Below are 26,328 nucleotides of genomic sequence, written 5' to 3'. Positions count from 1 at the left end.
CATGTGTGGCATCGTTGGCGCCGTCGCCGAGCGCAATATCAGCGCAATCCTTCTCGAAGGCCTCAAACGCCTCGAATACCGCGGTTACGACAGCGCCGGCATCGCCGTACTGGATGCCGCCGGCCAGCTGAAACGGCTTCGCCGCGCGGGCAAGGTTGCCGAGCTGGAAAGCGCGCAGCAGGCCGAAGAACTGACCGGGCGCCTGGGCATTGCCCACACCCGCTGGGCGACCCACGGCGCGCCGTGCGAGCGCAATGCCCACCCGCATGTTTCCGGCGATGACCTGGCGGTGGTGCACAACGGCATCATCGAGAACCACGAAGCGCTACGCAGCCAGCTCAAGGGCATGGGCTACGAATTCCGTTCCGATACCGATACCGAAGTCATCGTGCATCTGCTGAGCCACAAGCTCGACGAGTTCGGCGATCTCACCGTCGCGCTCAAGGCTGCGGTCAAGGAACTGCATGGCGCCTATGGCCTGGCGGTGGTTTCGGCCCGTCAGCCTGACCGTTTGCTCGCGGCCCGCAGCGGCAGCCCACTGGTGATCGGCCTGGGGCTGGGCGAGAACTTCCTGGCTTCCGACCAGTTGGCGCTGCGTCAGGTCACCGACCGCTTCATGTACCTGGAAGAAGGCGATATCGCCGAGATCCGCCGCGACAGCGTGCAGATCTGGGATGCCGACGGCCAGCCGGTGCAGCGCGAGGCTGTGCAGTACCACGAAGGCGCGGAGGCGGCGGACAAGGGTGAATACCGTCACTTCATGCTCAAGGAAATCCACGAGCAGCCCAAGGTCGTGCAGCGCACCCTCGAAGGCCGCCTGGGTGACAGGCAGGTGCTGGTGCAGGCCTTCGGTCCGCAGGCCGCCGAGCTGTTCGCCCGGGTGCGCAACGTGCAGATCGTCGCTTGCGGCACCAGTTATCACGCCGGCATGGTTGCGCGTTACTGGCTGGAAGAACTGGCCGGTATTCCCTGCCAGGTCGAGGTGGCCAGCGAGTTCCGCTACCGCAAGGTGGTGGTGCAGCCCGACAGCCTGTTCGTCACCATTTCCCAGTCCGGTGAGACCGCCGACACCCTGGCCGCGCTACGCAATGCCAAGGTGCTTTCGGCGCAAGAGGGCGGCTATCTGGCCAGCCTGGCGATCTGCAACGTCGGCATCAGTTCGCTGGTGCGCGAATCCGACCTTTGCCTGCTGACCCAGGCCGGCCCGGAAATTGGCGTCGCTTCGACCAAGGCTTTCACCACCCAGCTGGTCGGGCTGATGCTGCTGTCCCTGGCGCTGGGCCAGGTGCGCGGCACTCTGTCGGCAGACAAGGAAGCCGAACTGGTGGCCGAACTGCGTCGCCTGCCGACCCGCCTGGGCGAGGCGCTGGCGATGGATACCACGGTGGAGAAGATCGCCGAGCATTTCGCCGAGAAGCACCACACCCTGTTCCTCGGGCGCGGCGCGCAGTATCCGGTGGCGATGGAGGGTGCGCTCAAGCTCAAGGAAATTTCCTATATCCACGCCGAAGCCTACCCCGCCGGTGAACTCAAGCACGGCCCGCTGGCGCTGGTGGACGCCGACATGCCGGTGGTCACGGTGGCGCCGAACAACGAGCTGCTGGAAAAGCTCAAGTCCAATCTGCAGGAAGTCCGCGCCCGTGGTGGCGAGCTGATCGTCTTCGCCGATGGCGCCGCCGCCATGGAAAACGGCGAGGGAACCTTCGTGGTGAACATGCCGCATATCCACGACGCACTGGCGCCGATTCTCTACACCCTGCCGTTGCAGCTGCTCTCGTATTACGTTGCCGTGCTGCGCGGCACCGACGTGGACCAGCCACGCAACCTGGCGAAATCCGTCACCGTGGAATAAGCCCGCTCGCATCGGCAGTTGCTGCTGCTGATCTCCAGCAATGAAGCCTGTACGAGCTGGCGCCGGCTCGTGCAAGGCTGACCGCTGTCAGCCTGCCTGTGTTGCTTTCCGATAGTCGCGGTGCGGATAGCTTTTTCTATTGGCCGTTATCGACGTTCTGCGCCTTGAAGAAAGAATTGCTCGATCAACGCCGCCATGCCCGAGGGTGCCACACGGCCCCGCCGCTGTGCATCTACCACGCCGAAGACCAATGAAATGAATATCTCCGCCAGCACCGGCGCGGCGATGTCGATGCGGAACACGCCTTCCCGCTGCCCACGCAGGAAGAACGCGTCCAGCGCTTCCGAATAGGGCAGCCAGCGGCTTCCACCGGCATCCACATCGAGGCTATCGGGCCGGTATTGGAACGTCAGGAAGACCAGCATCTCGCGGTGCGTGAGGTGGTCGTTGACCAGACGGCGCAGCGCTTCCAGAGGCGGCGCCTGTTCCAGCTGGGCACTCTCGATGATCTGCGCCATCACCACCGAGCCATGGTTGAGCAGCATCTCGATGAGGTTGTCGCGTGTGCCGCAATAGCGGTTCAGGGTCGCCTTGCTGATTCCGGCGGCCTGGGCGATTTCCTTGAAGGTGCCGCGTGGGTGATCAACGATGGCGATCGCCAAGGCCTTCAGCAGCTTTTCTTCGGCAGCGGGTAAATCCATCGGGGCGCTCTTCATCGGCAGGGATAACGTGGTGGGCATTCTGCATAAAAAAGCACACTTTCTAAAAGGAATTGCCTGTTTTGTCCACAAAAGATTCAAATGAGTCAATATTGACTCATTTGAATATAAACAAGGATCATGTGCGCCTTTCGAACAGGATGGGCTCGGCCCAGGTGACACATGAGTACGATGCGCGAGCGGTTGGTTTTTCCGGCGATTTCATTGCTGGTCATCTTGAGCCTGGCGGGCTGCGACAAGCCGGAGCAGGGCTGGGAGGAAGCCGCTCCGCGTGAAGTCGATATCCTGACGATCAAGACCGAACCCTTCACCGTGGTGGCGGAGCTGCCAGGTCGCATCGAGCCGGTACGGGTGGCCGAAGTGCGTGCGCGGGTGGCCGGCATCGTGCTCAGCCGCAAGTTCGAGGAAGGCACCGACGTCAAGGCTGGCGACCTGCTGTTCCAGATCGATCCGGCACCGTTCAAGGCGGCGCTGTCGCGCGCCCAGGCTGAACTGGCCAGAGCCGAGGCGCAACTGTTCCAGGCCCAGGCTACGGTCCGGCGCTATGAGCCGCTGGTGAAGATCGAGGCGGTCAGCCAGCAGGATTTCGACGCGGCCAAAGCCGCCCTGCAGACCGCCCAGGCGGACAGGCGCTCGGCCCAGGCCAATGTGGAAACCGCCCAGCTGGATATCGACTATGCCGCAGTGCGTGCGCCGATTGCCGGGCGTATCGGTCGTGCCCAGGTCACCGAAGGTGCGCTGGTCGGCCAGGGCGAAACCACCCTGCTGGCGCGCATCCAGCAACTCGACCCGGTGTACGCCGATTTCACCCAGCCGGCTGCCGATGCCCTGCGTCTGCGTGCTGCCATCGCCGCCGGTCGGGTCTCCGGCGATGAGGACAAGGCGCTGTCATTGCGGGTCGAGGGCACCGATATCGAAAGCCACGGCACTCTGTTGTTCACCGATGTAGCGGTGGATCGCAGCACCGGCCAGATCGCCCTGCGCGGGCGTTTCGACAATCCCGAGGGCGTGCTGCTGCCGGGTATGTATGTACGCGTTCGTACGCCCCAGGGCCTGGATCAGGACGCCATTCTGCTGCCGCAGCGCGCGGTGCGGCGTACGGCTGATGGCCAGGCCAGTGTGCTGCTGCTCGGTGCCGACGACAGGGTCGAGAGTCGCCCGGTCAAGACCGGCGCCATGCAGGGTTCACGCTGGCAGATCAGCGAAGGCCTGAAGGTCGGCGAGCGGGTCATCGTCAGTTCGCTGGGCGCCGTCAGCCCAGGCGACAAGGTCGTCCCCAGACAAGCCGCTGCCGAGGCGCAAGCCGATCAGCAGTCCCAGGCGCAGTAAGCGGCAGCCGAGGAAATACCATGTCTCTGTTCTTCATCAGACGCCCCAACTTCGCTTGGGTCGTCGCCCTGTTCATCTCCATGGCCGGGCTGCTGGCCATTCCCTATCTGCCGGTGGCGCAGTACCCCAGCGTGGCGCCGCCGCAGATCAGCGTGACCGCCACCTACCCGGGCGCTTCGGCCAGGGTGCTGGTCGACTCGGTTACCAGTGTCATCGAAGAAGAGCTCAACGGTGCCAAGGGCATGCTCTATTTCGAGTCCACCAGCAATGCCAACGGCATCGCCGAAATCACCGTGACCTTCGAGCCGGGCATCAACCCGGAACTGGCCCAGGTGGATGTGCAGAACCGCCTGAAGAAGGCCGAGGCGCGCATGCCGCAGGCGGTGCTCAACCTTGGCATCCAGACCGAGCAGGCCAACGCCGGCTTTCTGCTGATCTACGCCCTCAGCTACAAGGACAATAGCGGCAACGAGGACACCACGGCGCTGGCGGATTACGCCGCACGCAACCTCAACAACGAGATCCGCCGCATCCCCGGTGTCGGCAAGCTGCAGTTCTTCGCCTCCGAAGCGGCCATGCGCGTCTGGATCGACCCGCAGAAGCTGGTCGGTTACGGCCTGTCGATCGACGACGTCAATGCGGCCATTCGCGGCCAGAACGTGCAGGTGCCAGCCGGTGCTTTCGGCAGCGCACCGGGCTCGACCGAACAGGAGCTGACCGCGACCCTGGCGGTCAAGGGCACCCTGGACAATGTCGATGAGTTCGCGCGTATCGTGCTGCGCGCCAACCCGGACGGTTCCAGCGTGACCCTCGGCGAGGTGGCGCGCATCGAGGTGGGCAGCCAGGACTACAACTTCGCCTCGCGGCAGAACGGCAAGCCGGCGGTGGCCGCCGCCGTGCAGCTTTCGCCGGGGGCCAACGCGATCCAGACGGCCAGGGCGGTGAAGGAGCGCCTTGAGGAGCTGTCAGTCAACTTCCCGGACAACGTCGAGGTCTCGGTGCCTTACGACACCTCGCGCTTCGTCGACGTGGCCATCGACAAGGTCATCTACACCCTGATCGAAGCCATGGTGCTGGTGTTCCTGGTGATGTTCCTGTTCCTGCAGAACGTGCGCTACACCCTGATCCCGAGCATCGTGGTGCCGGTGTGCCTGCTCGGCACCCTGACCTTCATGTACCTGCTGGGTTTCTCGGTGAACATGATGACCATGTTCGGCATGGTGCTGGCCATCGGTATCCTGGTGGATGACGCCATCGTGGTGGTGGAGAACGTCGAGCGGATCATGGCCGAGGAAGGCCTGCCGCCGGCCCGGGCCACGGTCAAGGCCATGGGACAGGTATCCGGGGCGATTCTCGGCATCACCCTGGTGCTGTCGGCGGTATTCCTGCCGCTGGCGTTCATGGCCGGTTCCGTGGGGGTGATCTACCAGCAGTTCTCCCTGTCGCTGGCGGTGTCGATCCTGTTCTCGGGTTTCCTCGCCCTGACCTTCACCCCGGCGCTGTGCGCCACCCTGCTCAAGCCGATTGCCCAGGGGCACCATGAGAAGCGTGGCTTCTTCGGCGCCTTCAACCGCCTGTTCACCCGCCTGACCCAGCGCTACAGCGCGCTCAACGGCAAGCTGGTGCCACGCGCGGGGCGCGTCATGCTGATCTACCTGGGCATCGTCGTGCTGATGGGCTTCTTCTACCTGCGCCTGCCGGAATCCTTCGTGCCGGTGGAAGACCAGGGCTACATGATCGTCGACGTGCAGTTGCCGCCGGGCGCCACCCGGGCGCGCACCTCGGCCACCGGCGCGGAGCTGGAAGCGTTCCTGATGTCGCGCGAGAGTGTGGACACCTCGTTCCTGGTGCTGGGGTTCAGCTTTTCCGGCATGGGCGAGAATGCGGCGCTGGCCTTCCCCGTGCTCAAGGACTGGTCGGTGCGCGGCAAGGGCCAGTCGGCGGACGATGAAATCGCCGCAGTCAACCAGCGCTTCGCCAACCTCGATGACGGCGCGATCATGGCCGTATCGCCCCCACCGATCGAAGGCCTGGGCAACTCCGGCGGTTTCGCCCTGCGTCTGCAGGATCGCGCCAACCTCGGGCGCGAGGCCTTGCTCGCCGCCCGCGACGAGGTGCTGGGAAAGGCCAACGGCAACCCGAAAATCCTCTACGCGATGATGGAAGGTCTGGGTGAGGCGCCACAGCTGCGCCTGCTCATCGACCGCGACAAGGCGCGGGCGCTCGGTGTGAGTTTCGAGTCGATCAGCAGCGCCCTGTCCACCGCCTTCGGCTCGGCGGTGATCAACGACTTCGCCAATGCCGGTCGTCAGCAACGGGTAGTGGTGCAGGCCGAACAGGCCGAGCGGATGACCCCGGAAAGCGTGCTCAAGCTGCACGTGCCCAATGACAGCGGCGCCCAGGTTCCGCTGAGCGCCTTCGTCACCACGCAATGGGAAGAAGGTGCGGTGCAGATCGCCCGCTACAACGGTTACCCGTCGATCCGCATCGCCGGCGATGCCGCGCCCGGCGTGAGCACCGGCGAGGCCATGGCCGAGATGGAACGCATCGCCGCCGAGCTGCCGGTCGGCATCGGCTACGAATGGACGGGATTGTCCTATCAGGAACGCGTCGCCAGCGGTCAGGCACTGATGCTTTTCGCCCTGGCCTTCGTCGTGGTGTTCCTGCTGCTGGTGGCGCTCTACGAGAGCTGGGCGATTCCCCTGGCGGTGATGCTGATCGTGCCGGTCGGCGCCCTCGGCGCGGTGCTGGCGGTCACGGCAGTGGGGCTGCCCAACGACGTCTACTTCAAGGTCGGCCTGATCACCATCATCGGCCTGGCGGCGAAGAATGCCATCCTTATCGTCGAGTTCGCCAAGGACCTGTGGGCGCAGGGCTACTCCCTGCGCGATGCGGCCATCGAAGCGGCGCGCCTGCGTTTCCGTCCGATCATCATGACCTCGATGGCTTTCATGCTCGGCGTGGTACCGCTGGTGATCGCCAGCGGCGCCGGTGCGGCCAGCCAGCGCGCCATCGGCACCGGGGTGATCGGCGGCATGTTCAGCGCCACGCTGCTCGGGGTGATCTTCGTGCCGGTCTTCTTCGTCTGGGTGCTGTCGCTGCTGCGCAGCACGCCGCAGTCGTCGTCCGCGCAGGACGCCCCCATCGACCGGATCGAGGAATGATCAGCATGCAACCGACCCTTCTGTTCCGCCCGGCGCTGCTGGTACTGGCCATGGCCCTTGCCGGCTGCTCCCTGGCACCCAGCTACCAGCGCCCTGAGGCGCCCGTGGCCGCGAGCTGGAACACGCCAGCCGCAGCCCCCGATGGCGCCACCGCCGAGGCGCTGGACTGGCAGACCTTCATCCTCGACCCGGAACTGCGCCAGGTGGTGGAAGCCGCCCTGGGCAACAACCGCAACCTGCGCCAGGCGCTGCTCGACATCGAGGCCGCACGCGCCCAGTACCGCGTACAGCGTGCCGACCGCCTGCCGTCGATCAACGCCAATGCCAGTGGCAACCGCCAGCGCCTGCCGAGCGACCAGTCGCTGAGCGGGCGCTCGGAAGTGGCCAGCACCTATCAGGTCGGCCTCGGCCTGACCGAGTACGAACTCGACCTGTTCGGGCGGGTGCGCAACCTCTCCGAGTCGGCGCTGGAAAGCTACCTGGCCACCGCCGAAGCCACCCGCGCCACGCAGATCAGCCTGATCGCCGAAGTGATCCAGGCCTACCTGACCCGCGACGGTGCGCAACGCCGCCTGGCGCTGGTCGAACAGACCCTGGACAGCCGCCAGGACTCGCTGGAACTGGTTAATCGGCGGCGTCAGGCGGGCACCGCCACCGCGCTGGATTATCAGGAGGCGCTGGGACTGACCGAGCAGGCCAGGGCCGAACGCGAGAGCACCGAACGCCAACTGCGCCGGGCAGACAACGCCCTCGCCCTGCTGATCGGCACGCCCGATGCGCAACGACTGCTGCCGGTCGCCCCCCGCGACTCGCTGCTGGTGCTCCAGGACATCGCCCCCGGCACCTCCTCGACGCTGATCGAACGGCGTCCGGACATCCTCGCCAGCGAACACCGCCTCAAGGCGCGCAATGCCGATATCGGCGCGGCCCGCGCGGCGTTCTTCCCGCGGCTGTCGTTGACCGGCTCGCTCGGCAGTTCCAGCACCGAACTGTCCGGGCTGTTCGATGGCGGCTCGCGGGCCTGGTCGTTCGCCCCGAGCCTGTCGCTGCCGATCTTTGCCGGTGGACGCAACCGCGCCAACCTCGACCTGGCCGAGGTACGCAAGGACGCCGCAGTGGCCGAGTACGAGGGCACCATTCAAGGCGCCTTCCGCGAAGTCGCCGACGCCCTGGCTGCCACCGATACCCTGCGCCGTGAGGAAGTCGCGCGCCGTGCCCTGGCCGATTCCAGCCAGGCGGCCATGGCCTTGGCCAAGGCTCGTTACGAGGGCGGTGTGGATGATCATCTGCGCTATCTCGACGCTCAGCGCAGCACCTTCACCGACAGGTCCACGCTGATCCAGATCAGCACCGAGCGGCAGATCGCCCTGGTCGATCTGTTCAGGGCGTTGGGAGGGAGCTGGATACGGGAGTGAGCCTCAGCCGTAGCGGGTAGATTCTCTGCAACAGGCCCGGTTGCATCGGCAGCAGCGGCGGTGGCGAGCGACCGGGAGTCCAGCCGGTCGCCGCCGCCGCGGCACTCCGTCAGAGCTTGGCGATGGAGACCTCGGTGGATTTGACGAAGGCGATCACTTCACTGCCGACGCCCAGCTCCAGCTCCTTCACCGAGCGGGTGGTGATCACCGACGTGACGATGCCGGCGGCGGTCTGCACGTCGATCTCCGACAGCACGTCGCCGAGGACGATTTCCTTGATGGTGCCCTTGAACTGGTTGCGTACGTTGATGGCTTTGATGGTCATGGCATTCTCCTGATGAGCTTGCTTAAAGCGCCCAACGCAACTGCGTGGGCAAGGGGTTGACGGGTTCGGGGCGTTCGGCGAGCGGCGGGCGTTGCAGCACGCGGTCGAGCACCCGGGCTTCCAGTGCGGCCAATGTGGCCGAGCCACGGTTGCGCGGGCGCGGCAGGTCCACGGTGAGGTCGAGGCCGATGGCGCCGTCCTCGATGAGGATCACCCGGTCGGCCATGGCCACCGCTTCGCTGACGTCGTGGGTGACCAGCAACACGGTGAAGCCATGCTGCAGCCAGAGCCGCTCGATCAGTTGCTGCATTTCGATGCGGGTCAGCGCGTCCAGCGCCCCCAAGGGTTCGTCCAGCAGCAACAGGCGCGGCTGGTGGATCAACGCGCGGGCCAGGGCCACGCGCTGCTTCTGCCCGCCGGACAAGGCCGCCGGCCACTCGTGGGCGCGTTCGGCCAGGCCGACCTCGGCCAGCGCCTGTTCGGCCCGTGGCCGCCAGTCGCCGGAAAGGCCCAGGCCGACGTTGTCGATCACGCGCTTCCAGGGCAGCAGGCGCGCGTCCTGGAACATCAGCCGCACCTCGTCGCGGTTGTTCGCCAGGCGCTCGCCGGCGCTGTCGATGGTGCCCCTGCTTGGCTGGTCCAGCCCGGCCAGCAGGCGCAACAGGGTGCTCTTGCCGCAGCCGCTGCGACCGATCACGGCTACGAACTGGCCGGCCGGAATCTGCAGGTCGATGCCCTGAAGCACCTCGCGCTCGCCGAAGGCCTTGCCGATGCCTTCGATCGCCAGCGGAATGCCGCCCGACGGTATGCCCTGACGGATGCTGTGCAGCGTGGTCATTGCGCACCTCCCTTGACCTGATAGGCCGGGTGCCAGCGCAGCCAGGCACGCTCCAGCCCACGGGCGGCGACGTCGGCCAGCTTGCCGAGCACGGCGTAGAGCAGGATCGCCAGCACCACCACGTCGGTCTGCAGGAATTCGCGGGCGTTCATCGCCAGGTAGCCGATGCCGGAGCTGGCGGAAATGGTTTCCGCCACGATCAATGTGAGCCACATGAAGCCCAGGGCGAAACGCACCCCGACCAGGATCGACGGCAGCGCGCCGGGCAGGATCACCTGGCGGAACAGGGCGAAGCCGGACAGCCCGTAGCTGCGCGCCATCTCCACCAGCGCTGGGTCGACGTTGCGGATGCCGTGGTAGGTGTTCAGGTAGATCGGAAACAGCGTGCCGAGCGCGACCAGGAAGATCTTCGCGCTCTCGTCGATGCCGAACCAGAGGATCACCAGCGGGATCAGCGCCAGGTGCGGCACGTTGCGGATCATCTGTACCGAGCTGTCGAGCAGGCGTTCGCCCCATTTCGACAGGCCGGTGATGAAGCCCAGCAGCAGGCCGAGACCGCCGCCGATGGCGAAACCGACGCCGGCGCGCCAGCCGCTGATGGCCAGGTGCGTCCAGATCTCGCCGCTGCGCAGCAGCTCCCAGCCGGCACCGAGTACCGCGCTCGGCGCCGGCAGGATGCGCGTGGACAGCAGCCCGAAGGCCACCGCGCCCTGCCAGGCCAGCAGCAGCGCCACCGGCAAGGCCCAGGGCGCCAGGCGCAGGGCCAGGTGTTTGATCGTGATGTTCATGCCCTACCTCGAATCATCGTTTGGTCTACCGGACAGGACACCGATCGGTGCCTACCTTCCTCGATAAGTGGCCACATCCCTGCGGCCTCGTGCGCTCCTGCGTTTACACGCGTTCCCTGCGCAACCCGATCGTAGGGTGGAAAACTCGCGTAGCGATTTTCCACGCGTCGGGACATTGGGCCCCATGCCAACCCCGGCGCTTCTTCCGCGTGGATGGCTTCGGCCATCCACGCTACCCGGATGTTCCACGTGGAGCGTCATCCGGCGGCGGCTGCCTTCGGCAGGATGTCGCTGGAAATCATTTCGCCGAACGGGCTGACGTAGCCGCGGCTTTCCGGGCGTTGCGGCTGGGCGACGTCCAGGTGCGGGAACAGCAGCTCGGCGACGCGATAGCTCTCTTCCAGATGCGGGTAACCGGAGAAGACGAAGGTATCGATGCCGAGATCGGCGTATTCCCTGACCCGCGCCGCCACCGTCCGGCCGTCGCCGACCAGCGCGGTGCCGGCGCCGCCGCGCACCAGACCGACCCCGGCCCAGAGGTTCGGTGCGACCACCAATCGATCACGGCGACCGCCATGCAGCGCCGCCATGCGCTGCTGGCCGACCGAGTCGAAGCGCGCCAGCGAGGCCTGAGCCTTGGCGATGGTGTCGTCGTCCAGGTGGCTGATCAGGCGGTCGGCGGCGGCCCAGGCTTCATCAACGGTCTCGCGCACGATCACGTGCAGACGGATGCCGAAGCGCACCGTGCGGCCCTGCCTGGCGGCGCGGGCGCGCACGTCGGCGATCTTCTCGGCCACCGCTTCCAGCGGCTCGCCCCAGGTCAGGTACAGCTCCACCTGCTCGGCGGCCAGCTCATGGGCGGCTTCCGACGAGCCGCCGAAATACAGCGGCGGGCGTGGCTGCTGCACCGGCGGGTAGAGCAGCTTGGCGCCCTTGACCTGGATGTGCTTGCCGGCGAAATCCACCGTCTCGCCCTCCAGCACCCGGCGCCAGATGCGGGTGAATTCGACGGCGGCTTCGTAGCGTTCGGCATGGCTCAGATTGAGGCCGTCGGCCGCCAGTTCGTCCGGGTCGCCGCCGGTGACCAGGTTGAACAGCGCGCGACCGTTGGACAGCCGGTCCAGCGTCGCCGCCTGGCGCGCCGCCACGGTGGGCGAGATGATGCCCGGACGCAGGGCGACGAGGAATTTCAGCTGCTGCGTCAGCGGGATCAGCGAGGTGGCCACCAGCCAGGAGTCCTCGCAGGAACGGCCGGTGGGGATCAGCACGCCGCCGAAGCCGAGGCGGTCGGCGGCCTGGGCGATCTGCGTGAGGTAGCCGTGGTCGACGGCGCGGGCGCCTTCGGCGGTGCCCAGATATTTGCCGTCACCGTGGGTGGGCAGGAACCAGAAGATATTCAGACTCATGAAAAATGCTCCGTGTGCGGTACAGCGCGGCAGCCAGGTGTCCGCCGCGTCGGGGAAGTCGCTGTCGCTGTCGCTGTCGCGTGTGCGGGGTACGGGTTATTCGGGGTGCTGGGCGATGGTCTTGGGCGGCGTCCAGATCACGTCACCGATGGCGAGCTTTTTCGGAATCAGCCGGAGCGCGGTGAAGGTGTCGGCGATGTCCTGCTGGGCGCGCACCACCGCCGGGGTGATCGGCCTGGCGCCATAGCCCTGGCGGATCACCGCCTTGCGGGTGATCGCGCTGGACAGGCCGAGCAGCGGTGCGACCTGGGCGGTGGCCTCGTCCGGGTTGGCTTCGACCCAGGTGCCGATATCGCGGATCTCGTCGATCAGGGTGGTGATCACCCGCGGGTGGTTTTCGGCGAAGGGGCGCGACGCCAGGTAGAACTGGTGATTGCTGACCAGGCCCTGGCCGTCGCGCAGGGTACGAGCCTGTAGCTGCTCTTCGGCGGCGGCCTGGAAGGGGTCCCAGATCACCCAGGCATCGACGCTGCCGCGTTCGAAGGCGGCGCGCGCATCGGCCGGCGGCAGGTAGACCGGCTGGATATCGCTGTACTTCAGCCCGGCCGATTCCAGCGCGCGCACCAGCAGGTAATGCACGTTGGAGCCCTTGTTCAGCGCGATCTTCTTGCCCTTGAGCTCGGCCAGCGAGCGGATCGGCGAATCCTTCGGCAGTAGGATCGCCTCGCCGGAAGGTGCCGGCGGCTCATACGCCACGTAGAGCAGGTTGGCGCCGGCGGCCTGGGCGAACACCGGTGGCGTCTCGCCGGTCACGCCGAAGTCGATGGAGCCGACGTTGAGCCCTTCCAGTAGCTGCGGGCCGCCGGGGAATTCGGTCCAGCGCACCTCGAAGCCCTGCTCGGCCAGGCGTGTTTCCAGCGTGCCGCGGGCCTTGAGCAGCACCAGCGTGCCGTATTTCTGATAGCCGATCCGCAGAACATTGTCCTGCTTCGATTGAGCCTGTACCTGGGTGATGGCGCCGAAGGAAATGGCCGCGGCAAACAGGGCGACCAGTCCTCGACGCAAGGTGTGGGTGCGCATGGCACTCTCCTTTGCAGTCTGGATTTGGAATGACGGCCCGCTTGCCCGTTAGCGGGCGAGTGAGACTGTAGGGAGCCGCCGGGAGGCGGATGTCGCTCGGGTAACCCGGTGGTAGCCGGGAATACGATCGGTGAGTCAGATACTCCAGCGTGCGCTGGTCAAACGTTCGTGCAGCAATTGCGGATCGTGCGGCGGCTGCCGGCGCGCCAGTGCCGCGGACAGCTGCTGCAGCGATTCCTCCAGGCGCTCCTGCAGCTCGGGCGCCAGGCTGGCCGGGCGTCCGGCTTCGGCATAACCGATCTGCGCATCGACGGCGTACACGCCATGCAGCATTTCCTGAGCCTTGAGCGCGGCGAGCACCGGCTTCAGGGCGTAATCCACCGCCAGCATGTGCGCCACGCTGCCGCCGGAAGCAATCGGCAGCACTACCTTGTGTGCCAGGGCGCGCTCGGGCAGCAGGTCCAACAGCGCCTTCAGCACGCCGGAAAACGAAGCCTTGTAGACGGGCGTGGCGATCAGCAGGCCCTCGGCCAGGCTGACGTGCTCGATCAGTTGCCGCACCAGCGGACTATCGAAGCGGGCATGCAGCAGGTCCTGTGCATCGAAATCGCGCACCTGGTAATTCACCACTTCGATACCGCGCTGGCGCAGCCAGTCCCCGGCGACATCCAGCAGCACGCCAGAACGCGAGCGCTGGCTGGGACTGCCGGCAAGAGAAACGACCAACATGAAAGACGTCCTTCTGTTCGATCAGCGGTTGGGCTGCGGCGTCAGACGCAGGTACGGCTTCACCGCACGGTAACCCTTGGGGAAGCGCCGCTTGATTTCTTCCTCGTCCTTGAGCGACGGCACGATCACCACCTCGTCGCCGTCCTGCCAGTTGGCCGGGGTGGCGACCTTGTGCTCGTCGGTCAGCTGCAGCGAATCGATCACCCGCAGGATCTCGTTGAAGTTGCGCCCGGTGCTGGCCGGGTAGGTGATGGTCAGGCGCACCTTCTTGTTCGGGTCGATGACGAACAGCGAACGCACGGTCAGGGTGTCGTTGGCGTTGGGGTGGATCAGGTCGTACAGCTCTGAGACCTTGCGATCGGCATCGGCCAGGATCGGGAAATTCACCGCGGTGCTCTGCGTCTCGTTGATGTCGTCGATCCACTTGATGTGCGAATCCACCGGGTCCACCGACAGGGCGATGGCCTCGACGTTGCGCTGGGCGAACTGGTCCTTGAGCTTGGCGGTGAAGCCCAGCTCCGTAGTGCACACAGGGGTGAAGTCGGCGGGATGGGAGAACAGCACGCCCCAGCTGTCGCCGAGCCATTCGTGGAAACGGATGCGGCCTTCGCTGGAATCCTGTTCGAAGTCGGGGGCGATGTCGCCGAGACGGATGCTCATGGTGGTGCTCCTTGAGAGGGTTGTCGGCGATCACTATGTTCAGAAACGATCTAAATCAAAAAGAATAAATAACAATTAATTTATAACTATAGCGAATATAAAGCGCGCCAAACCTTGATCATCGTCAAAGCCGAGCAGCGGTATGGCGGCAGGACATTGGTAAGGCGTTCTGTCCGCGATGATCATAAATTGCATTTGTTAATCATTCTCATTAATATCCTTCGCCTGACCAATCCAACGACTTTTCAGCCAGCCAGGGTGCGATGCCCGAGCCAGCCAGTCTCATTCTTTCCTGGGGGTGAACATGCGCAGGCACGCGCTGGCAATGGCATGCATCATGGTTTCTCCGGCGGCGCTGGCCGCTGGCACGACCGAACTCAACCCGATGGTGGTCACTGCCACCCGCAGCTCGCAGTCCCTGGCCGATGCCCCGGCGGCGATGACCGTCATCACCGCCGAGCAGATCAAGGCGCGCGGCGCCACCAACCTGCTCGAAGCCCTGCGCGGCACGCCCGGCATCAGCCTCAACGGCCGGCAGGTCGGCGGTCGCAAGACCCTCAGCATTCGCGGCGCCGAGGATCGTCACACCCTGGTGCTGATCGACGGTCGGCGCATTTCCTCCACCGACGACACCATTGGCCACTCCGACTACCAGTACGGCTGGGTCGGCATCGAGCAGATCGAGCGCATCGAGGTGGTGCGCGGGCCGATGTCGGCGCTGTACGGTTCGGAAGCCATCGGCGGGGTGATCAATATCATCACGCGCCAGGCGCAGCCCGAATGGCACGGCGGCGTGACCCTGCGCGGTGAAGTGGGCGACGGCGACACCGGCAATGGCCACCGGCTGGCCGCGCGGGCATCCGGGCCGCTGGCCGAAGACCTGAACCTGGCGCTGAGCGTCGAGGAAGTGCGCCGCGAATCGACGCCCTGGGAGCAGGACTCGCGCGTATCCGAAGTGGAAGGCCAGGACCGCCAGACCGGCAGCCTCGGGCTGAGCTACAGCCCGATCCAGGGCCAGACGCTGAAGCTGGACATGCTGCGCAGCGACGAAACCCGCGACCGCGAGCAGCAGTACGCCTACTACGCGCGACCCTATTATCTGGACACCTACGAGCTGGAGCGCAGCCAGGATTCGCTGGCCTGGAACGCCGACTGGGGCGCGTTGCAGTCGCAGCTGCGCTTCACCCGCTCGGAGTTCGACGTGACCAACAAGCGCACCCAGAATCTCGCGCCGACCCGCCCCCAGTCACTGCGCGACGATGTCTGGGACGCCAGCCTGAACTTCCATCTCGGCGACAGCCATGCCCTGACGGTCGGTGGCGAGCATCGTGACGAGCGCCTGGAGAATGCCGGCCTGATCGGTGGCTCCGATTCGGCGGTGCATCAGGCGGTGTTCATCCAGGACGAAATCGCCTTGGGCCAGGACTGGGCGCTGACCCTCGGCGCGCGCCTGGACGATCACGAGATTTTCGGTCGCGAAACCAGTCCGCGTGCCTGGCTGGTCTGGCGCGCCACGCCGGAGCTGACCTTCAAGGCCGGCTACGGCGAGGCCTTCCGCGCGCCGACCCTGAAGCAGATCTCGCCCAACTACGTCGGCGCCGAAGGGCCGCATACCTTCCTCGGCAACGCCGATATCCAGCCGGAAACCAGTCGCTCCTTCGAGCTGGGCGTGGACTGGCACGACGAGCACAGCGTCTACACCGCCAATCTCTACCGCAACGAGATCGACGACCTGATCTATTACCGGCGCTTGCGCATGGAGCCGGGCATCCCGCCGCGCACCGTCTACCAGTACGACAACATTGAGGAGGCCCGTATCGAAGGGCTGGAGCTTTCCGCGAGCAGGGCGCTGGGCTACGGACTGACGATCAATGCCACGCTGAACTGGATGGATGCGCGCGACGCCAAAACCGACGCCAGGCTCAACGGGCGTCCCGAATTCACCGCCACGCCAGCGCTGGAATGGAATACCGGCAAATGGAATGCCTTGCTGCAATGGGAATACATCGGCAAGCAGTACCTGGAAGGCGCGACCGGCCAGGAACGCGCGCCGGGCTACAACCTGATCAATGCCAGCCTCGGCTACCGGCTGCAGGAAAACCTGATGCTGCGCGGCGGCGTGCAGAACATCGGCGACCTGCGCCTGGAAGACAAGTCCGAACTGTTCGGCTACGTCGAACAGGGCCGTACCGGCTGGCTGGCGGTGGAGGCCAGTTTCTGATGCGTGAACTCGCCCTGCTTGGCAAAACGCTGATGCTGCTCGCCTGCGGTCTGCTGGTAATGAGCCTGTCCATGCGCATCCAGGCGCAGACCGAGCCGCCGAAGCGCCTGCTGTTCATCGCTGCCGCGCCGGTGCAGGCGGGAAAGTTCGAGCGTCTGAAACCGCTGGCCAGCGCCGCCGGTTTCGCCCTCGACTACCGCATGCTCGATGGCGCCAGCGGCAGCCCGAGCATGGCCGAACTGAACGCCCACGATCTGCTGGTAATCGACGCGCCCTATGGCGCCGCGCTGGGCACCGTGCAGATGAGCCTGGGGCCGCTGCTCGATGCCGTGCAGGCGCCCTGGTTGTGGCTGCGCCGCGACGGCAGCCGTGGCCGGCAGGTGCCCGATGCGTTGATCGCCGATCTGGATCTGTATTACAGCAACGGCGGCGTGGCCAACTTCAATGGCTTCTTCTGTCGCCTCCAGGCGCAGTTCGCCGGCGAAGACGGCGCGGCTTGCCCCGCGCCGGATATCCATCCGCAGGCCGGCATCTATCATCCCCAGGCCAACGGGCGAATCTTCACCAGTCTGGACGATTTCCTCGTCTGGAAGGGCGTCGAGTTGCGCCGCGAAGTGCCGCTGATCGGCGTGCTGTTCCACAAGGCCTACATGGACTCGGGGCTGACCGGCTTCGTCGACGATACGCTGCGGCGCATCGAGGCCGCCGGTGCCGTCGCCGTGCCGCTGTACACCACGGCGATGGGCAACGGCGAGATCACCACGCTGCTGAGCAGTGCCGGCCAGCCGCGCGCCGACGCGCTGATCAACATGCAGATCATGCTCAACGGTGCCGGACGCAAGGCCGAGTTCGAGCAGCTCGGCATCCCGGTGCTGCAGGCCATGCCCTACCGGGGCGGCGAACAGGCGGACTGGGAGGCCGACCCCAAGGGCCTCGATCCGCAGGACATTCCCTTCTACCTGGCGCAGCCGGAGTTCGCCGGGCTGATCGACCCGCTGTTTGCCGCCGCCACGCGCAAGGTCGACGGCGACATCGTCTCCATCGAGCGCCAGCTGCAGGCGGTGATCGACAAGGCCCTGCGCCTGGCGCGCCTGCAACGGCTGCCCCACGAGGAAGTGAAGACGGTAATTCAGTTCTACAACTACCCGCCCGGCGAGAAGAACCTCGGCGCCTCCTTCCTCAACGTGCCGCGCAGCCTGGAAAACCTGCTCGGCGCCTATGCCGAACGCGGCTACGACGTGGAGCAGGCCGACGAAGAGCGGCTGATCGAGGAACTGAGCGACCTGCTGGCGCCCTTCTACCGCGACGGCAAACTGGAGGAACTGCTGGCCAACGACCGCGCCGCGCGCCTGCCGCTGGAAACCTATCAGGCCTGGTTCGACGACCTGCCCGATAACGTGCGCCAGCCGATTCTCGAGCGCTGGGGCGAACCGCAGCAGGCCGGGCTGTACCTGGCCGAGGCCGGTGCTTTCGCCATTCCGCGCCTGCAGCTGGGCAAGCAGATCATCATGCCGCAGCCGGCGCGTGGCGAGCGCTCCGGCGACCGCGAAAAGGCGCTCTACCACGACACCAAGGTGCCGCCGTCGCACAGCTACCTGGCGGCCTACCTGTGGCTGCGCGAAGGTTTCGGCACCGATGCGCTGGTGCATTTCGGCACCCATGGCACGGCCGAATGGCAGCCGGGCAAGGAGCGCGGCCTGGACGTGCTGGAGGCGCCCTACCTGGTGCTCGGCGATCTGCCGGTGATCTACCCCTATATCGTCGACAACATCGGCGAAGCGCTGCAAACCAAGCGCCGTGGCCGCGCGGTGACCATCAGCCACAACACGCCCTCGTTCGGCCCGGCGGGGCTACATGGCCCGCTCAACGAACTGCACGATCTGCTGCACCAGTGGCTGAGCATGACCGAGGGCGAGGTGCGCAGCGCCACCGCCGCGCGCATCCGTGAGCTGACCACGGAACTGAAGATCGACAAGGACATGGCCATCGACACGGCAGCCATCGACAGCGACTTCAGCGCCTTCGTCGAGTCCCTGCACGTGCAACTGCACGACCTGGCGCTGGAACAGCAGCCGCTGGGCCTGGCCCGCTTCGGCGTGCCGGCGGACAGTGACCTGCGCCTGCTCACCGTGCAGCAGATGCTCGGCAAGCCGCTGCTGGCCGCGCTGGCGCCGGAGGACCCGGAAGAACTGCTGCTGGTCGACTACGAGCAGATCCGCGCCACCCCGGTGTGGACGCTGCTGGACAGCCATATCCGGCAGGAGCAGCCCTGGACGGGCGACCCTGCCATCGGCCAGTTGCTGGAACGCGGGCGCGACCATTGGCAGAAGCTGGGCAACGACAGCGAGCTGGATGGCTACTTCGCCGCGTTGCAGGGCCGCCATGTGCCCAGTTCCTACGGTGGCGATCCGATCAAGAATCCCGAGAGCCTGCCCACCGGGCGCAACCTGTACGGCTTCGATCCCTCGCGCATCCCCACCCGCGAAGCCTGGGAAGCCGGCAAGCTCGCCGCCGAGCGGCTGATCGAGCAGCACCGCGAGGGCCACGGCGAATACCCGAGCAAGCTGGCCTTCACCCTCTGGTCGGTGGAAACCATGCGCCACTTCGGCATGCTCGAAGCCCAGGTGCTGGCGGTGATGGGCTTCATGCCGCAGTGGGACGCCGCCGGACGGGTGATCGGCATCGAGGCGATTCCCGCCGCCGAACTCGGTCGTCCGCGTATCGACGCGGTGATCTCCGCCACCGGTCTCTACCGCGACCAGTTCCCCAATGTGATGCACTGGCTGGCCCAGGCCGCCGACCAGGCCAGCACGCTGGACGAACCGGACAACGTCATTGCCGCCAACAGCCGGCGCATCGAGCAGGCGCTGCTGCAACGCGGCTTGCCTGCCGCAGAAGCCTCGCTGGCGGCGCGCACGCGGATCTTCTCCTCCGAATCCGGCGCCTACAGCACCGGCCTGGAGGACGCCACGCTGGCCAGCGACAGCTTCGGCGAAGCCGCCGACGGTGGCCAGGACCGCGCTGCCGGCGAGCGGAAACTGGCCGAGCTGTACCTGGACCGGATGCAGTTCGCCTACGGCCCGGACAGCCAGCGCTGGGGCGAGAAAGCCACGGTGAACCTCTACGCCGAGCAGTTGCGCGGCGTGCAGGGCGCCGTGCTGTCGCGCTCCTCCAACCTCTACGGCATGCTCACCACCGACGATCCCTTCCAGTACCTGGGTGGCCTGGGCCTGGCGGTGCGCCATCTGGATGGCCAGTCGCCGGAGCTGTACATCAGCAACCTGCGCGACGCCGACAACCCGCGCAGCGAAACCGCCGCGGGCTTTCTCGCCCGCGACCTGCGTGCCCGCTACTTCCACCCCGGCTGGATCAAATCGATCCAGGCCGAAGGCTACAGCGGCGCGCTGGAAGTGCTGGGCACCGCCAACAACCTCTGGGGCTGGCAGGTCACCGCGCCGGAGACCGTGCGCAGCGACCAGTGGGACGAATTCAAGGCCGTCTACGTCGATGACAGGCTCGAACTGGGCATCAACCAATGGTTCGAGCAGCACCACCCGCAGGCCCAGGCACAACTGATCGAGCGCCTTCTGGAAGCCGCGCGCAAGGAATACTGGGACACCGACGCCCAGACCCTGCAGCAACTGGCGCAGCGCTGGCAGGACCTGGCCGAGCGGCATGACGTGGTCAGCGACAACGTCAAATTCAGCGAATACGTCGAACAGGCGGCCAGCGGTTTCGGCCTGGCCGCACCCGTCGGCGCCGCCGCTGAAGCCCAGAACGAGACGCGCGACGCGCCGATGCAGCAGGTGCAGGGCCAGAAACTGGAAAAGCAGCAGGCCCAGCCGCAGCCCTTCGACTGGTTGCCACTGGTGGCGCTGCTGCTGATCGCACTGGCGCTGCTGGCCGGTATATATCAACAGGGCCGGCGCCGGGCATGAACCGCTTGCGTAGGGTGGAATCGCCGCAGGCGCTTCCGCCGCCGACACCGCGAGCGGGGCAGGGTGCACGGTTTACAGGTGGCAATTGCAGCGTTTGTGCCGGTAACGCCTTCGAAACCCGGATTACGCCTTCGGCTAATCCAGGCTACGGGTTGGCGGGTATCCACCAACAAACCCGGCGCCGGTATGAAGCGCCTTCGTAGGGCCGAACTCGTTCGGCCACTCGCAAACGGCCGAATGAATTCGGCCCTACCGTTCGAGTAGCTCAGGGAGAACCCATGCAATACCTCGTCGAATCGGCGCTCTACAGCGCCAGCCAATTGTTCATGCTGCCGGTGCTGCTGGCGGTGATCCTGATGTTTCTCTATGCCTTCTACGCCGTCGGCGGCTTTCTCTGGCAGTCGCGCCAGCGCCGCCAGGGCGATGCGCGCGGCTTCGACCTGCTGCACAGCTGGCGGCAGGCGCCGGGCATGAGCGCGGTGGAGCTGGAAACCCTGGCCTTCAAGCGCCTGGAGGTGCCGCGCATCGTCACCCGCGTCACGCCCATGCTCGGCCTGGTGGCCACCATGATTCCCATGGGGCCGGCGCTCAAGGGCCTGTCCAGCGGCCAGCTCGACCAGGTCAGCGACAACCTCACCGTGGCCTTCTCGGCGGTGATTCTCTCGCTGCTGGCCGCCTCGCTGACCTACTGGGTGGTCAACGTGCGTCGCCGCTGGTACGCCGAGGAACTGGTGCAGATCGAGCATGAACAGCGCAACGGCCACAGCGCGGCGGCCAGCATTGCCCACGAGTTGACCGTGGAGACCGTCTGATGAGCCTGCGCCTGCTGGAAGAGGCCGATGCCGACGACCCGATCCTCTCGGTGGTCAACCTGATCGATGTGTTCCTGGTGATCATCGCCGCGCTGCTGATCGCGGTGGCCAACAACCCGGTCAACCCGTTCGCCAGCGACGAGGACGTCACGGTGATCAAGAATGCCGGCAAGCCGAACATGGAAATCTTCGTCAAGGAGGGCAAGACGATGGAGCACTACACCTCGACCGGCGACATCGGCCAGGGCGAAGGCGCCAAGGCCGGCGTGGCCTATCGGCTCAAGGATGGTTCGATGGTGTACGTGCCGGAATGAGAGGAATCGCGATCATGGAGCTGCAACAAGGATACGGGCCGGTGCCGGAGGCCGAAGAAAGCCGACGCAGCGATAGCGCCGCGTCGCGCCGGGCCGTGCCCAGCGAACAACTACTCAAGGGCGCTCGCGAGCTGGTCATCCTGCATGACGGCTGCGAATACGTGCTGCGCCTGACGCGGCAGAACAAGCTGATCCTGACCAAATGACGTGTGGGCATGGGTCTGTGCGAACTCGGTAGGGCCGAGTTCATTCGGCCACCTGCCCCCAGTGGTCGAACAAGTTCGACCCTACGGCGAGCCCAGCCGCCCCATGAGCAATGGGCTCAGAACGGCTTGACCGTCATCAGCCCGTAGGCGGCGACCAGCAGCAGGATCTGCACCACCACCGCCACCACTGCCGTTGCCTTGTTGCCTGCCACCAGCGCCTTGCGGCTGCGCACGCCGGCGAAGCCATGGCCGGCGACGGCCACCAGGCCCAGCCAGGGAAACAGCAGCGCCAGCCATGCGCCCATCGCCAGCGCGACCAGCACCAGGCCGCTGACGCCGGCCAGCCCCGTCACGGCCATCGCGCCGATGTAGAACAGCCGTTGCATCCCTCCCAGGCCAGCGCTGGGACGCGGCGCGAACAGCACCACGGCCGCCCAGCCGAGCGTCAGCAGCAGGGACAGCATGGCCAGGCCCTTGTGGCCGTGATTGAACAACTCATACATGGTGCATTCTCCTGTTGCGATCCAAGGGGGTGATCGCGGTGCGAAGGGTAGGGTGTAACGGGTAGCGGCTATATAACCAAAAAACCGGGCCAATTGGCCCGGAAAAGAGGTCACCCTCGAAGAGTAGGGTTACAGCATGTGTGAGTCCGGTCAGCGCTTCGCCGTGCAGGCCATCCTTACCAGGTCAGGGCATAGCTGCGGAAGGCCCGTGGCTCAAGCTGCGGATGCAGCAATGGCGAGGCCTGGTGATGGCTGAAGTCCTGCAGGATGTCGTTGCGCAGATCGTCCAGGCGGTGGTCGTCGCGGCTCCTCGGGTGCGCCAGGCCGACTTCGACGATGCGCTTGATCCGCCCAGGGCGCGGCTCCATCACCACCACCCGGTCGCCGAGGAACACCGCCTCGTCGACGTCATGGGTGACCAGCACGGTGGTGATGCCCTCGGCCAGCCAGATGCGCGCCAGCTCTTCCTGCAACTGGGTACGGGTGAGGGCGTCGAGGGCGCCGAAGGGTTCGTCGAGCAGGAGAATCTTCGGTCGGTTGACCAGCCCGCGGGCGATCGCCACGCGCTGGCTCATGCCGCCGGACAGCTGCGCCGGATAGGCCTTGGTGAAATTCTGCAGGCCGACCAGTTCGAGGTGGCGATGCACGCTGTCCAGCCGCTCGGCCTTGCTCAATGGCGAGTTGGCCAGCGCCAGCAGCACGTTGTCTTCCACGTTCAGCCAGGGGTACAGGCGGTGGTCCTGGAAGACGATGCCGCGCTCGGGATCGGTGCCGCGAATCGGCGCGCCGTCGAGCAGCAGGCTGCCGGCGCTGGCCTCTTCGAGGCCGACCAGCAGACGCAGCAGGGTGGACTTGCCGCAACCGCTGCCGCCGACGATGCTGATGAACTCGCCCTGGCGGATGTTCAGCGAGATGTTCTCCAGCACGCTGAGTTCGCCGTCCTTGACCGCGAAGCGTTTGTCGACCCCGTTGAGGGTGAGGAAATCGGTCTTGCTCATGGTCTTTCCTTATCAGTGAGGGCGCACGCGCCAGGCCAGGCTGCGGGTTTCGACCCACCGCATGCCGCCGCGCACGGCGGCATCCACTCTTTCGCAGGAACTCCCATGATTTACCGTCCACTTGGCAGAACCGATATCCAGGTCAGCGCGCTGGCGCTTGGCAGCATGACCTGGGGCGAGCAGAACAGCGAAGCCGAGGGCTTCGCGCAGATCGACCGCGCCCGGGCCGCCGGGATCAACTTCATCGATACCGCCGAGATGTACCCGGTGCCGCCGAAAGCCGAAACCAGCGGCGCCACCGAAACCATCATCGGCAACTACTTCAAGCGCCACGGCGGACGCGGCGACTGGGTGCTGGCGACCAAGGCGGCGGCGCCGGGCAATGGCATCAGCCATATCCGCGACGGCCAGCCGTATCTGGACCGCGCCAACCTGACCGCCGCCGTCGAGGCCAGCCTCCAGCGCCTGCAGACCGACTACATCGACCTCTACCAGTTGCACTGGCCGGACCGGCAGACCAACTTCTTCGGCCAGCTGGGCTACCGGCACGACCCGGAGGCGCACATCACCCCGATCGAGGAAACGCTGGAAGCCCTCGACGGCCTGGTGAGGAGCGGCAAGATCCGTCATATCGGCCTGTCCAACGAAACGCCCTGGGGCGTGCACCGCTTCCTGCACCTGGCCGAATCCCGTGGCTGGCCGCGCGTGGTGTCGATCCAGAATCCCTACAACCTGCTCAACCGCAGCTTCGAGGTGGGTCTGGCAGAGATGGCGATCCGCGAGCAGGTCGGCCTGCTGGCCTACTCGCCGCTGGCGTTCGGCCTGCTGTCGGGCAAGTACGAGAATGGCGCCCAGCCGCCGCAGGGGCGGCTGACCCTGTTCGAGCGCTTCCAGCGCTACAACGCGCCGCAGGCTCGTCGTGCCGCCAGCGCCTATATCGCCCTGGCCCGCGAGCATGGCGTCGATCCGGCGCAACTGGCGCTGGCCTACGTCACCCGCCAGCCCTTCGTCACCAGCAACATCATCGGCGCCACCAGCCTCGAACAACTGGACAGCAACCTCGCCAGCCTCGAACTCAAGCTCAGCGACGAACTGCTGTTCGGCATCGAGCGCATCCATGCCGAACAGCCCAATCCGGCGCCCTGAGCCCTTCACCGACCTGGGTGCCAGGAGGCTTTGGCCGCGAAGCGGTAAAACAATCGCGGCCAAGGCCCCTCCCACGGGGATAAGTGCGTACGAAGCACCGGGTGGGCAGGACGACCCTGTCCAGGCGCACGCAAAAAACCGGGCCATGGGCCCGGTAAAGTTGTCACACGAGGAGAGGGGTACAGCTGGGGTTACAGCAGCGGCAGGCTGTAACTGACGATCAGGCGGTTCTGATCGGTATCGTTGGCCGCTTCGCTTCGCAACGAGGCGTTGCGCCAGGAGAAATTCACGCCCTTGAGCGGCCCGTCCTGCAGGGTGTAGTCCAGACGGAAATCGCGTTCCCATTCCTGCTGGTCGCTGCCGGTGGCGGTCTTGATGTGGGTGCCCTTGAGGTAGGTCACTGTGGCCTTGAGCCCGGGCACGCCCAGACCGACGAAGTCGTAGCCGTATTCACCGAAGGTCGTGCGTTCGCCGGCACGGGTGAAGTTGAAGATCTGCCGGTCGGTCAGCAGGTACACGCTGGCGCCCGCCGCGCCCTCGTTCGCCAGGTTGCCCTGGTTGAGCTGGACGAAGTTGCTGTTTTCCGAGACCCGCTGATGGCCCAGGGTGAACGCGTGCGCGCCCAGGCTGTAGGTGAAGGCCGCACTCCAGGTGTTGTTGTCGATTTCGCCACTGTTGTTACGGGTATAGCCGTTGGCCCTGTAGCCGGCGGTGCCTTTGGCGTTGGCGCCCTCGGAATCGGTGCGGAAGTAGCGCAGGTCGGTCTTCAGCGACTGCCTGTCACCCAGCGCCAGCACGTGCAGCAGGCCGGCGAAGTGCTGCTTGTAATAGTCTTCGAGGTTGGCGTAGTAGTACTGCGCGGTCAGCCCGGGGGTGGCTTTCCAGTCGCCGCCGGCGAACCAGAACTTGTTGCTCGCCTCGGTGCCGCCGGCCACGGCCAGACCGGTGCCATTGGTGGATGCGCGGCCTACCGCGCGCTCGATCAGGCCACCGGTCAGGGTCAGCTTGTCGATCTCGTTGGAGGTGATCTGCCCGCCCTCGAAGGTCTGCGGCAACAGCCGGCCATCGTTGTGCACCAGGATCGGCAGCCTCGGCAGCAGGGTGCCGTAGCGCACTTCGGTTTTGGAGAGGCGTGCCTTGGCGGTCAGGCCCAGGTTGCTGTACTCGTCCACTGCGCTGCCATCGCTTTCCAGCGGGAACAGCTGGCCCGGTGTGCGCTCGACCCCCGTCTTGCCGGCGCGTCCGCTGCCGTCCAGGCGCATGCCGAACAGGCCGATGGCATCGACGCCAACGCCGACGGTGCCCTCGGTAAAGCCGGAGGTGAAGTTGAGTATGAAGCCCTGACCCCATTCATCGACTTGTCCGCTGGCGTTCTGGCTCTCGCGGTTGTCGTTGTTGAAGTAGAAGTTGCGCAGGCCAAGCGTGGCCTTGCTGTCTTCGATGAAGCCGGCGGCGCCAGCCTGTTGGGCGAGGACGCCGAGGGTGACAGCCAGGGCCAGGGTGGTCTTGTTCATGCTTGATGCTCCAATGCAGATCTGTGCGTGTGGTTATGGGCACTGCAATGGGGCTCTAGCGGAATGCCGCGCGATACGACGCTTCAGCGGTCCTTACAATCAGAGCCCCGGAAATGGGCCCGATGCGGTGGTCCGCTGTCGGCTTGGCGGCAAATCTACGCAAGAACAGATAATCACTAAAAAGAATTATTTTTCACTTATTAATACCTAAAAAGAATAATAAAAGCTGCTGAGGCCTGTCTAACCCGGATTTCTCATGAGGCCGGCAGGCGTGGCCGGTGAAGCCTCGGTGTATCAACAACCTGCCTTCCACCGCTAAAAATTGATCGTTTTTTATTCAATTCCCGCGTATGGGGCGCACTGCCCCCTTT

At 65.7% G+C, this 26,328-nt stretch carries 21 protein-coding genes; 10 read left to right on the top strand and 11 right to left on the bottom strand.

All coding sequences use genetic code 11. The features are described from left to right. The first annotated feature begins 1 nt into the window (after position 1). The gene (gene glmS / locus G7020_RS18200) at positions 2–1,852 is read left to right on the top strand and encodes a glutamine--fructose-6-phosphate transaminase (isomerizing) (RefSeq protein WP_181086549.1); all 1,851 of its coding nucleotides are present in this window, start codon (positions 2–4) and stop codon (positions 1,850–1,852) included. 146 nt (positions 1,853–1,998) lie between these two features. Here glmS and G7020_RS18195 read toward each other — a convergent pair whose 3' ends face one another. Beyond that, on the bottom strand, positions 1,999–2,553 hold the full coding sequence (locus G7020_RS18195) for a TetR/AcrR family transcriptional regulator (protein ID WP_181086574.1): 555 nt from the start codon (positions 2,551–2,553) through the stop codon (positions 1,999–2,001). Positions 2,554–2,742: 189 nt separating this feature from the next. Here G7020_RS18195 and G7020_RS18190 point away from each other — a divergent pair, with 189 nt between their 5' ends. From G7020_RS18190 to G7020_RS18180, 3 genes are read left to right on the top strand one after another with little or no spacing between them, the layout of a single operon-like run. Next, positions 2,743–3,900 carry an efflux RND transporter periplasmic adaptor subunit gene (locus tag G7020_RS18190; RefSeq protein ID WP_181086573.1) on the top strand — a complete coding sequence of 386 codons (1,158 nt, stop codon included), beginning with the start codon at positions 2,743–2,745 and terminating at the stop codon, positions 3,898–3,900. A gap of 20 nt (positions 3,901–3,920) precedes the next feature. Then, positions 3,921–7,064 carry an efflux RND transporter permease subunit gene (locus G7020_RS18185; protein ID WP_181086548.1) on the top strand — a complete coding sequence of 1,048 codons (3,144 nt, stop codon included), beginning with the start codon at positions 3,921–3,923 and terminating at the stop codon, positions 7,062–7,064. Between the two features lie 5 nt (positions 7,065–7,069). After that, positions 7,070–8,479, top strand: a complete 1,410-nt coding sequence (locus G7020_RS18180; RefSeq protein ID WP_181086547.1) for an efflux transporter outer membrane subunit — start codon at positions 7,070–7,072, stop codon at positions 8,477–8,479. Between the two features lie 109 nt (positions 8,480–8,588). On the opposite strand, the gene G7020_RS18175 is transcribed toward G7020_RS18180, so the two are convergent. From G7020_RS18175 to G7020_RS18145, 7 genes are all read right to left on the bottom strand, one after another. After that, a complete protein-coding gene (locus tag G7020_RS18175; protein ID WP_181086546.1) occupies positions 8,589–8,804 on the bottom strand; it encodes a TOBE domain-containing protein in 216 nt (71 codons plus the stop codon). Positions 8,805–8,826: 22 nt separating this feature from the next. Beyond that, the gene (gene ssuB, locus G7020_RS18170; protein ID WP_181086545.1) at positions 8,827–9,642 is read right to left on the bottom strand and encodes an aliphatic sulfonates ABC transporter ATP-binding protein; all 816 of its coding nucleotides are present in this window, start codon (positions 9,640–9,642) and stop codon (positions 8,827–8,829) included. Next, complete coding sequence (gene ssuC, locus G7020_RS18165; RefSeq protein ID WP_181086544.1) at positions 9,639–10,430, bottom strand: aliphatic sulfonate ABC transporter permease SsuC; 792 nt, start codon at positions 10,428–10,430, stop codon at positions 9,639–9,641. Before ssuC ends, ssuB begins: the two co-directional genes overlap by 4 nt. Positions 10,431–10,687: 257 nt before the next feature. Further along, a complete protein-coding gene (gene ssuD, locus G7020_RS18160; RefSeq protein WP_181086543.1) occupies positions 10,688–11,836 on the bottom strand; it encodes an FMNH2-dependent alkanesulfonate monooxygenase in 1,149 nt (382 codons plus the stop codon). Positions 11,837–11,932: 96 nt separating this feature from the next. Further along, entirely contained in the window at positions 11,933–12,916 is a 984-nt protein-coding gene (locus G7020_RS18155) for a sulfonate ABC transporter substrate-binding protein (protein WP_181086542.1), read from the bottom strand. A 135-nt stretch (positions 12,917–13,051) separates the two neighbouring features. Beyond that, complete coding sequence (gene ssuE / locus G7020_RS18150) at positions 13,052–13,645, bottom strand: NADPH-dependent FMN reductase (protein WP_181086541.1); 594 nt, start codon at positions 13,643–13,645, stop codon at positions 13,052–13,054. A 21-nt stretch (positions 13,646–13,666) separates the two neighbouring features. Further along, positions 13,667–14,305 (bottom strand): peroxiredoxin, encoded by a 639-nt coding sequence (locus G7020_RS18145; RefSeq protein ID WP_181086540.1) that lies wholly within the window; start codon positions 14,303–14,305, stop codon positions 13,667–13,669. 304 nt (positions 14,306–14,609) lie between these two features. Here G7020_RS18145 and G7020_RS18140 point away from each other — a divergent pair, with 304 nt between their 5' ends. The 5 genes from G7020_RS18140 to hemP all read left to right on the top strand — a co-directional run bounded on the left by G7020_RS18140 (position 14,610) and on the right by hemP (position 21,796). Further along, a complete protein-coding gene (locus G7020_RS18140; RefSeq protein WP_258189387.1) occupies positions 14,610–16,526 on the top strand; it encodes a TonB-dependent receptor plug domain-containing protein in 1,917 nt (638 codons plus the stop codon). Then, positions 16,526–20,464, top strand: coding sequence for a cobaltochelatase subunit CobN (gene cobN, locus G7020_RS18135; RefSeq protein WP_181086539.1), 3,939 nt, complete (start codon positions 16,526–16,528; stop codon positions 20,462–20,464). Before G7020_RS18140 ends, cobN begins: the two co-directional genes overlap by 1 nt. Positions 20,465–20,742: 278 nt before the next feature. After that, positions 20,743–21,276, top strand: a complete 534-nt coding sequence (locus tag G7020_RS18130) for a MotA/TolQ/ExbB proton channel family protein (protein WP_058077657.1) — start codon at positions 20,743–20,745, stop codon at positions 21,274–21,276. Positions 21,277–21,281: 5 nt separating this feature from the next. Then, positions 21,282–21,590 carry a DUF2149 domain-containing protein gene (locus G7020_RS18125; protein ID WP_202947594.1) on the top strand — a complete coding sequence of 103 codons (309 nt, stop codon included), beginning with the start codon at positions 21,282–21,284 and terminating at the stop codon, positions 21,588–21,590. 14 nt (positions 21,591–21,604) lie between these two features. Next, a complete protein-coding gene (gene hemP / locus G7020_RS18120) occupies positions 21,605–21,796 on the top strand; it encodes a hemin uptake protein HemP (protein WP_181076090.1) in 192 nt (63 codons plus the stop codon). A gap of 116 nt (positions 21,797–21,912) precedes the next feature. On the opposite strand, the gene G7020_RS18115 is transcribed toward hemP, so the two are convergent. Together G7020_RS18115 and G7020_RS18110 are read right to left on the bottom strand one after the other, a co-directional pair. After that, positions 21,913–22,299: a hypothetical protein gene (locus tag G7020_RS18115; RefSeq protein WP_181086538.1), complete on the bottom strand. Its 387-nt coding sequence runs from the start codon at positions 22,297–22,299 to the stop codon at positions 21,913–21,915. A 176-nt stretch (positions 22,300–22,475) separates the two neighbouring features. Beyond that, the gene (locus tag G7020_RS18110; RefSeq protein ID WP_181086537.1) at positions 22,476–23,297 is read right to left on the bottom strand and encodes an ABC transporter ATP-binding protein; all 822 of its coding nucleotides are present in this window, start codon (positions 23,295–23,297) and stop codon (positions 22,476–22,478) included. A 105-nt stretch (positions 23,298–23,402) separates the two neighbouring features. On the opposite strand from G7020_RS18110, the gene G7020_RS18105 reads away from it, so the two are divergent. Continuing rightward, positions 23,403–24,443, top strand: a complete 1,041-nt coding sequence (locus G7020_RS18105; RefSeq protein WP_181086536.1) for an NADP(H)-dependent aldo-keto reductase — start codon at positions 23,403–23,405, stop codon at positions 24,441–24,443. 191 nt (positions 24,444–24,634) lie between these two features. On the opposite strand, the gene G7020_RS18100 is transcribed toward G7020_RS18105, so the two are convergent. Continuing rightward, complete coding sequence (locus G7020_RS18100) at positions 24,635–25,957, bottom strand: OprD family porin (RefSeq protein WP_181086535.1); 1,323 nt, start codon at positions 25,955–25,957, stop codon at positions 24,635–24,637. Positions 25,958–26,328 lie beyond the last annotated feature (371 nt).

Origin of the sequence: Stutzerimonas stutzeri (assembly GCF_013522825.1) — a bacterium.
Classification (GTDB): domain Bacteria; phylum Pseudomonadota; class Gammaproteobacteria; order Pseudomonadales; family Pseudomonadaceae; genus Stutzerimonas; species Stutzerimonas stutzeri_AK.
The sequence above is the reverse complement of the archived record's forward strand: the minus strand, read 5'-3'. Positions and strand labels throughout refer to the sequence as shown.

Excerpts from the sequence above, each read along its gene's own strand:
- glmS (WP_181086549.1), top strand. The coding sequence starts at position 2 with ATGTGTGGCATCGTTGGCGCCGTCGCCGAGCGCAATATCAGCGCAATC.
- G7020_RS18195 (WP_181086574.1), bottom strand. The coding sequence starts at position 2,553 with ATGGATTTACCCGCTGCCGAAGAAAAGCTGCTGAAGGCCTTGGCGATC.
- G7020_RS18190 (WP_181086573.1), top strand. The coding sequence starts at position 2,743 with ATGCGCGAGCGGTTGGTTTTTCCGGCGATTTCATTGCTGGTCATCTTG.
- G7020_RS18185 (WP_181086548.1), top strand. The coding sequence starts at position 3,921 with ATGTCTCTGTTCTTCATCAGACGCCCCAACTTCGCTTGGGTCGTCGCC.
- G7020_RS18180 (WP_181086547.1), top strand. The coding sequence starts at position 7,070 with ATGCAACCGACCCTTCTGTTCCGCCCGGCGCTGCTGGTACTGGCCATG.
- G7020_RS18175 (WP_181086546.1), bottom strand. The coding sequence starts at position 8,804 with ATGACCATCAAAGCCATCAACGTACGCAACCAGTTCAAGGGCACCATC.
- ssuB (WP_181086545.1), bottom strand. The coding sequence starts at position 9,642 with ATGACCACGCTGCACAGCATCCGTCAGGGCATACCGTCGGGCGGCATT.
- ssuC (WP_181086544.1), bottom strand. The coding sequence starts at position 10,430 with ATGAACATCACGATCAAACACCTGGCCCTGCGCCTGGCGCCCTGGGCC.
- ssuD (WP_181086543.1), bottom strand. The coding sequence starts at position 11,836 with ATGAGTCTGAATATCTTCTGGTTCCTGCCCACCCACGGTGACGGCAAA.
- G7020_RS18155 (WP_181086542.1), bottom strand. The coding sequence starts at position 12,916 with ATGCGCACCCACACCTTGCGTCGAGGACTGGTCGCCCTGTTTGCCGCG.
- ssuE (WP_181086541.1), bottom strand. The coding sequence starts at position 13,645 with ATGTTGGTCGTTTCTCTTGCCGGCAGTCCCAGCCAGCGCTCGCGTTCT.
- G7020_RS18145 (WP_181086540.1), bottom strand. The coding sequence starts at position 14,305 with ATGAGCATCCGTCTCGGCGACATCGCCCCCGACTTCGAACAGGATTCC.
- G7020_RS18140 (WP_258189387.1), top strand. The coding sequence starts at position 14,610 with ATGCGCAGGCACGCGCTGGCAATGGCATGCATCATGGTTTCTCCGGCG.
- cobN (WP_181086539.1), top strand. The coding sequence starts at position 16,526 with ATGCGTGAACTCGCCCTGCTTGGCAAAACGCTGATGCTGCTCGCCTGC.
- G7020_RS18130 (WP_058077657.1), top strand. The coding sequence starts at position 20,743 with ATGCAATACCTCGTCGAATCGGCGCTCTACAGCGCCAGCCAATTGTTC.
- hemP (WP_181076090.1), top strand. The coding sequence starts at position 21,605 with ATGGAGCTGCAACAAGGATACGGGCCGGTGCCGGAGGCCGAAGAAAGC.
- G7020_RS18115 (WP_181086538.1), bottom strand. The coding sequence starts at position 22,299 with ATGTATGAGTTGTTCAATCACGGCCACAAGGGCCTGGCCATGCTGTCC.
- G7020_RS18110 (WP_181086537.1), bottom strand. The coding sequence starts at position 23,297 with ATGAGCAAGACCGATTTCCTCACCCTCAACGGGGTCGACAAACGCTTC.
- G7020_RS18105 (WP_181086536.1), top strand. The coding sequence starts at position 23,403 with ATGATTTACCGTCCACTTGGCAGAACCGATATCCAGGTCAGCGCGCTG.
- G7020_RS18100 (WP_181086535.1), bottom strand. The coding sequence starts at position 25,957 with ATGAACAAGACCACCCTGGCCCTGGCTGTCACCCTCGGCGTCCTCGCC.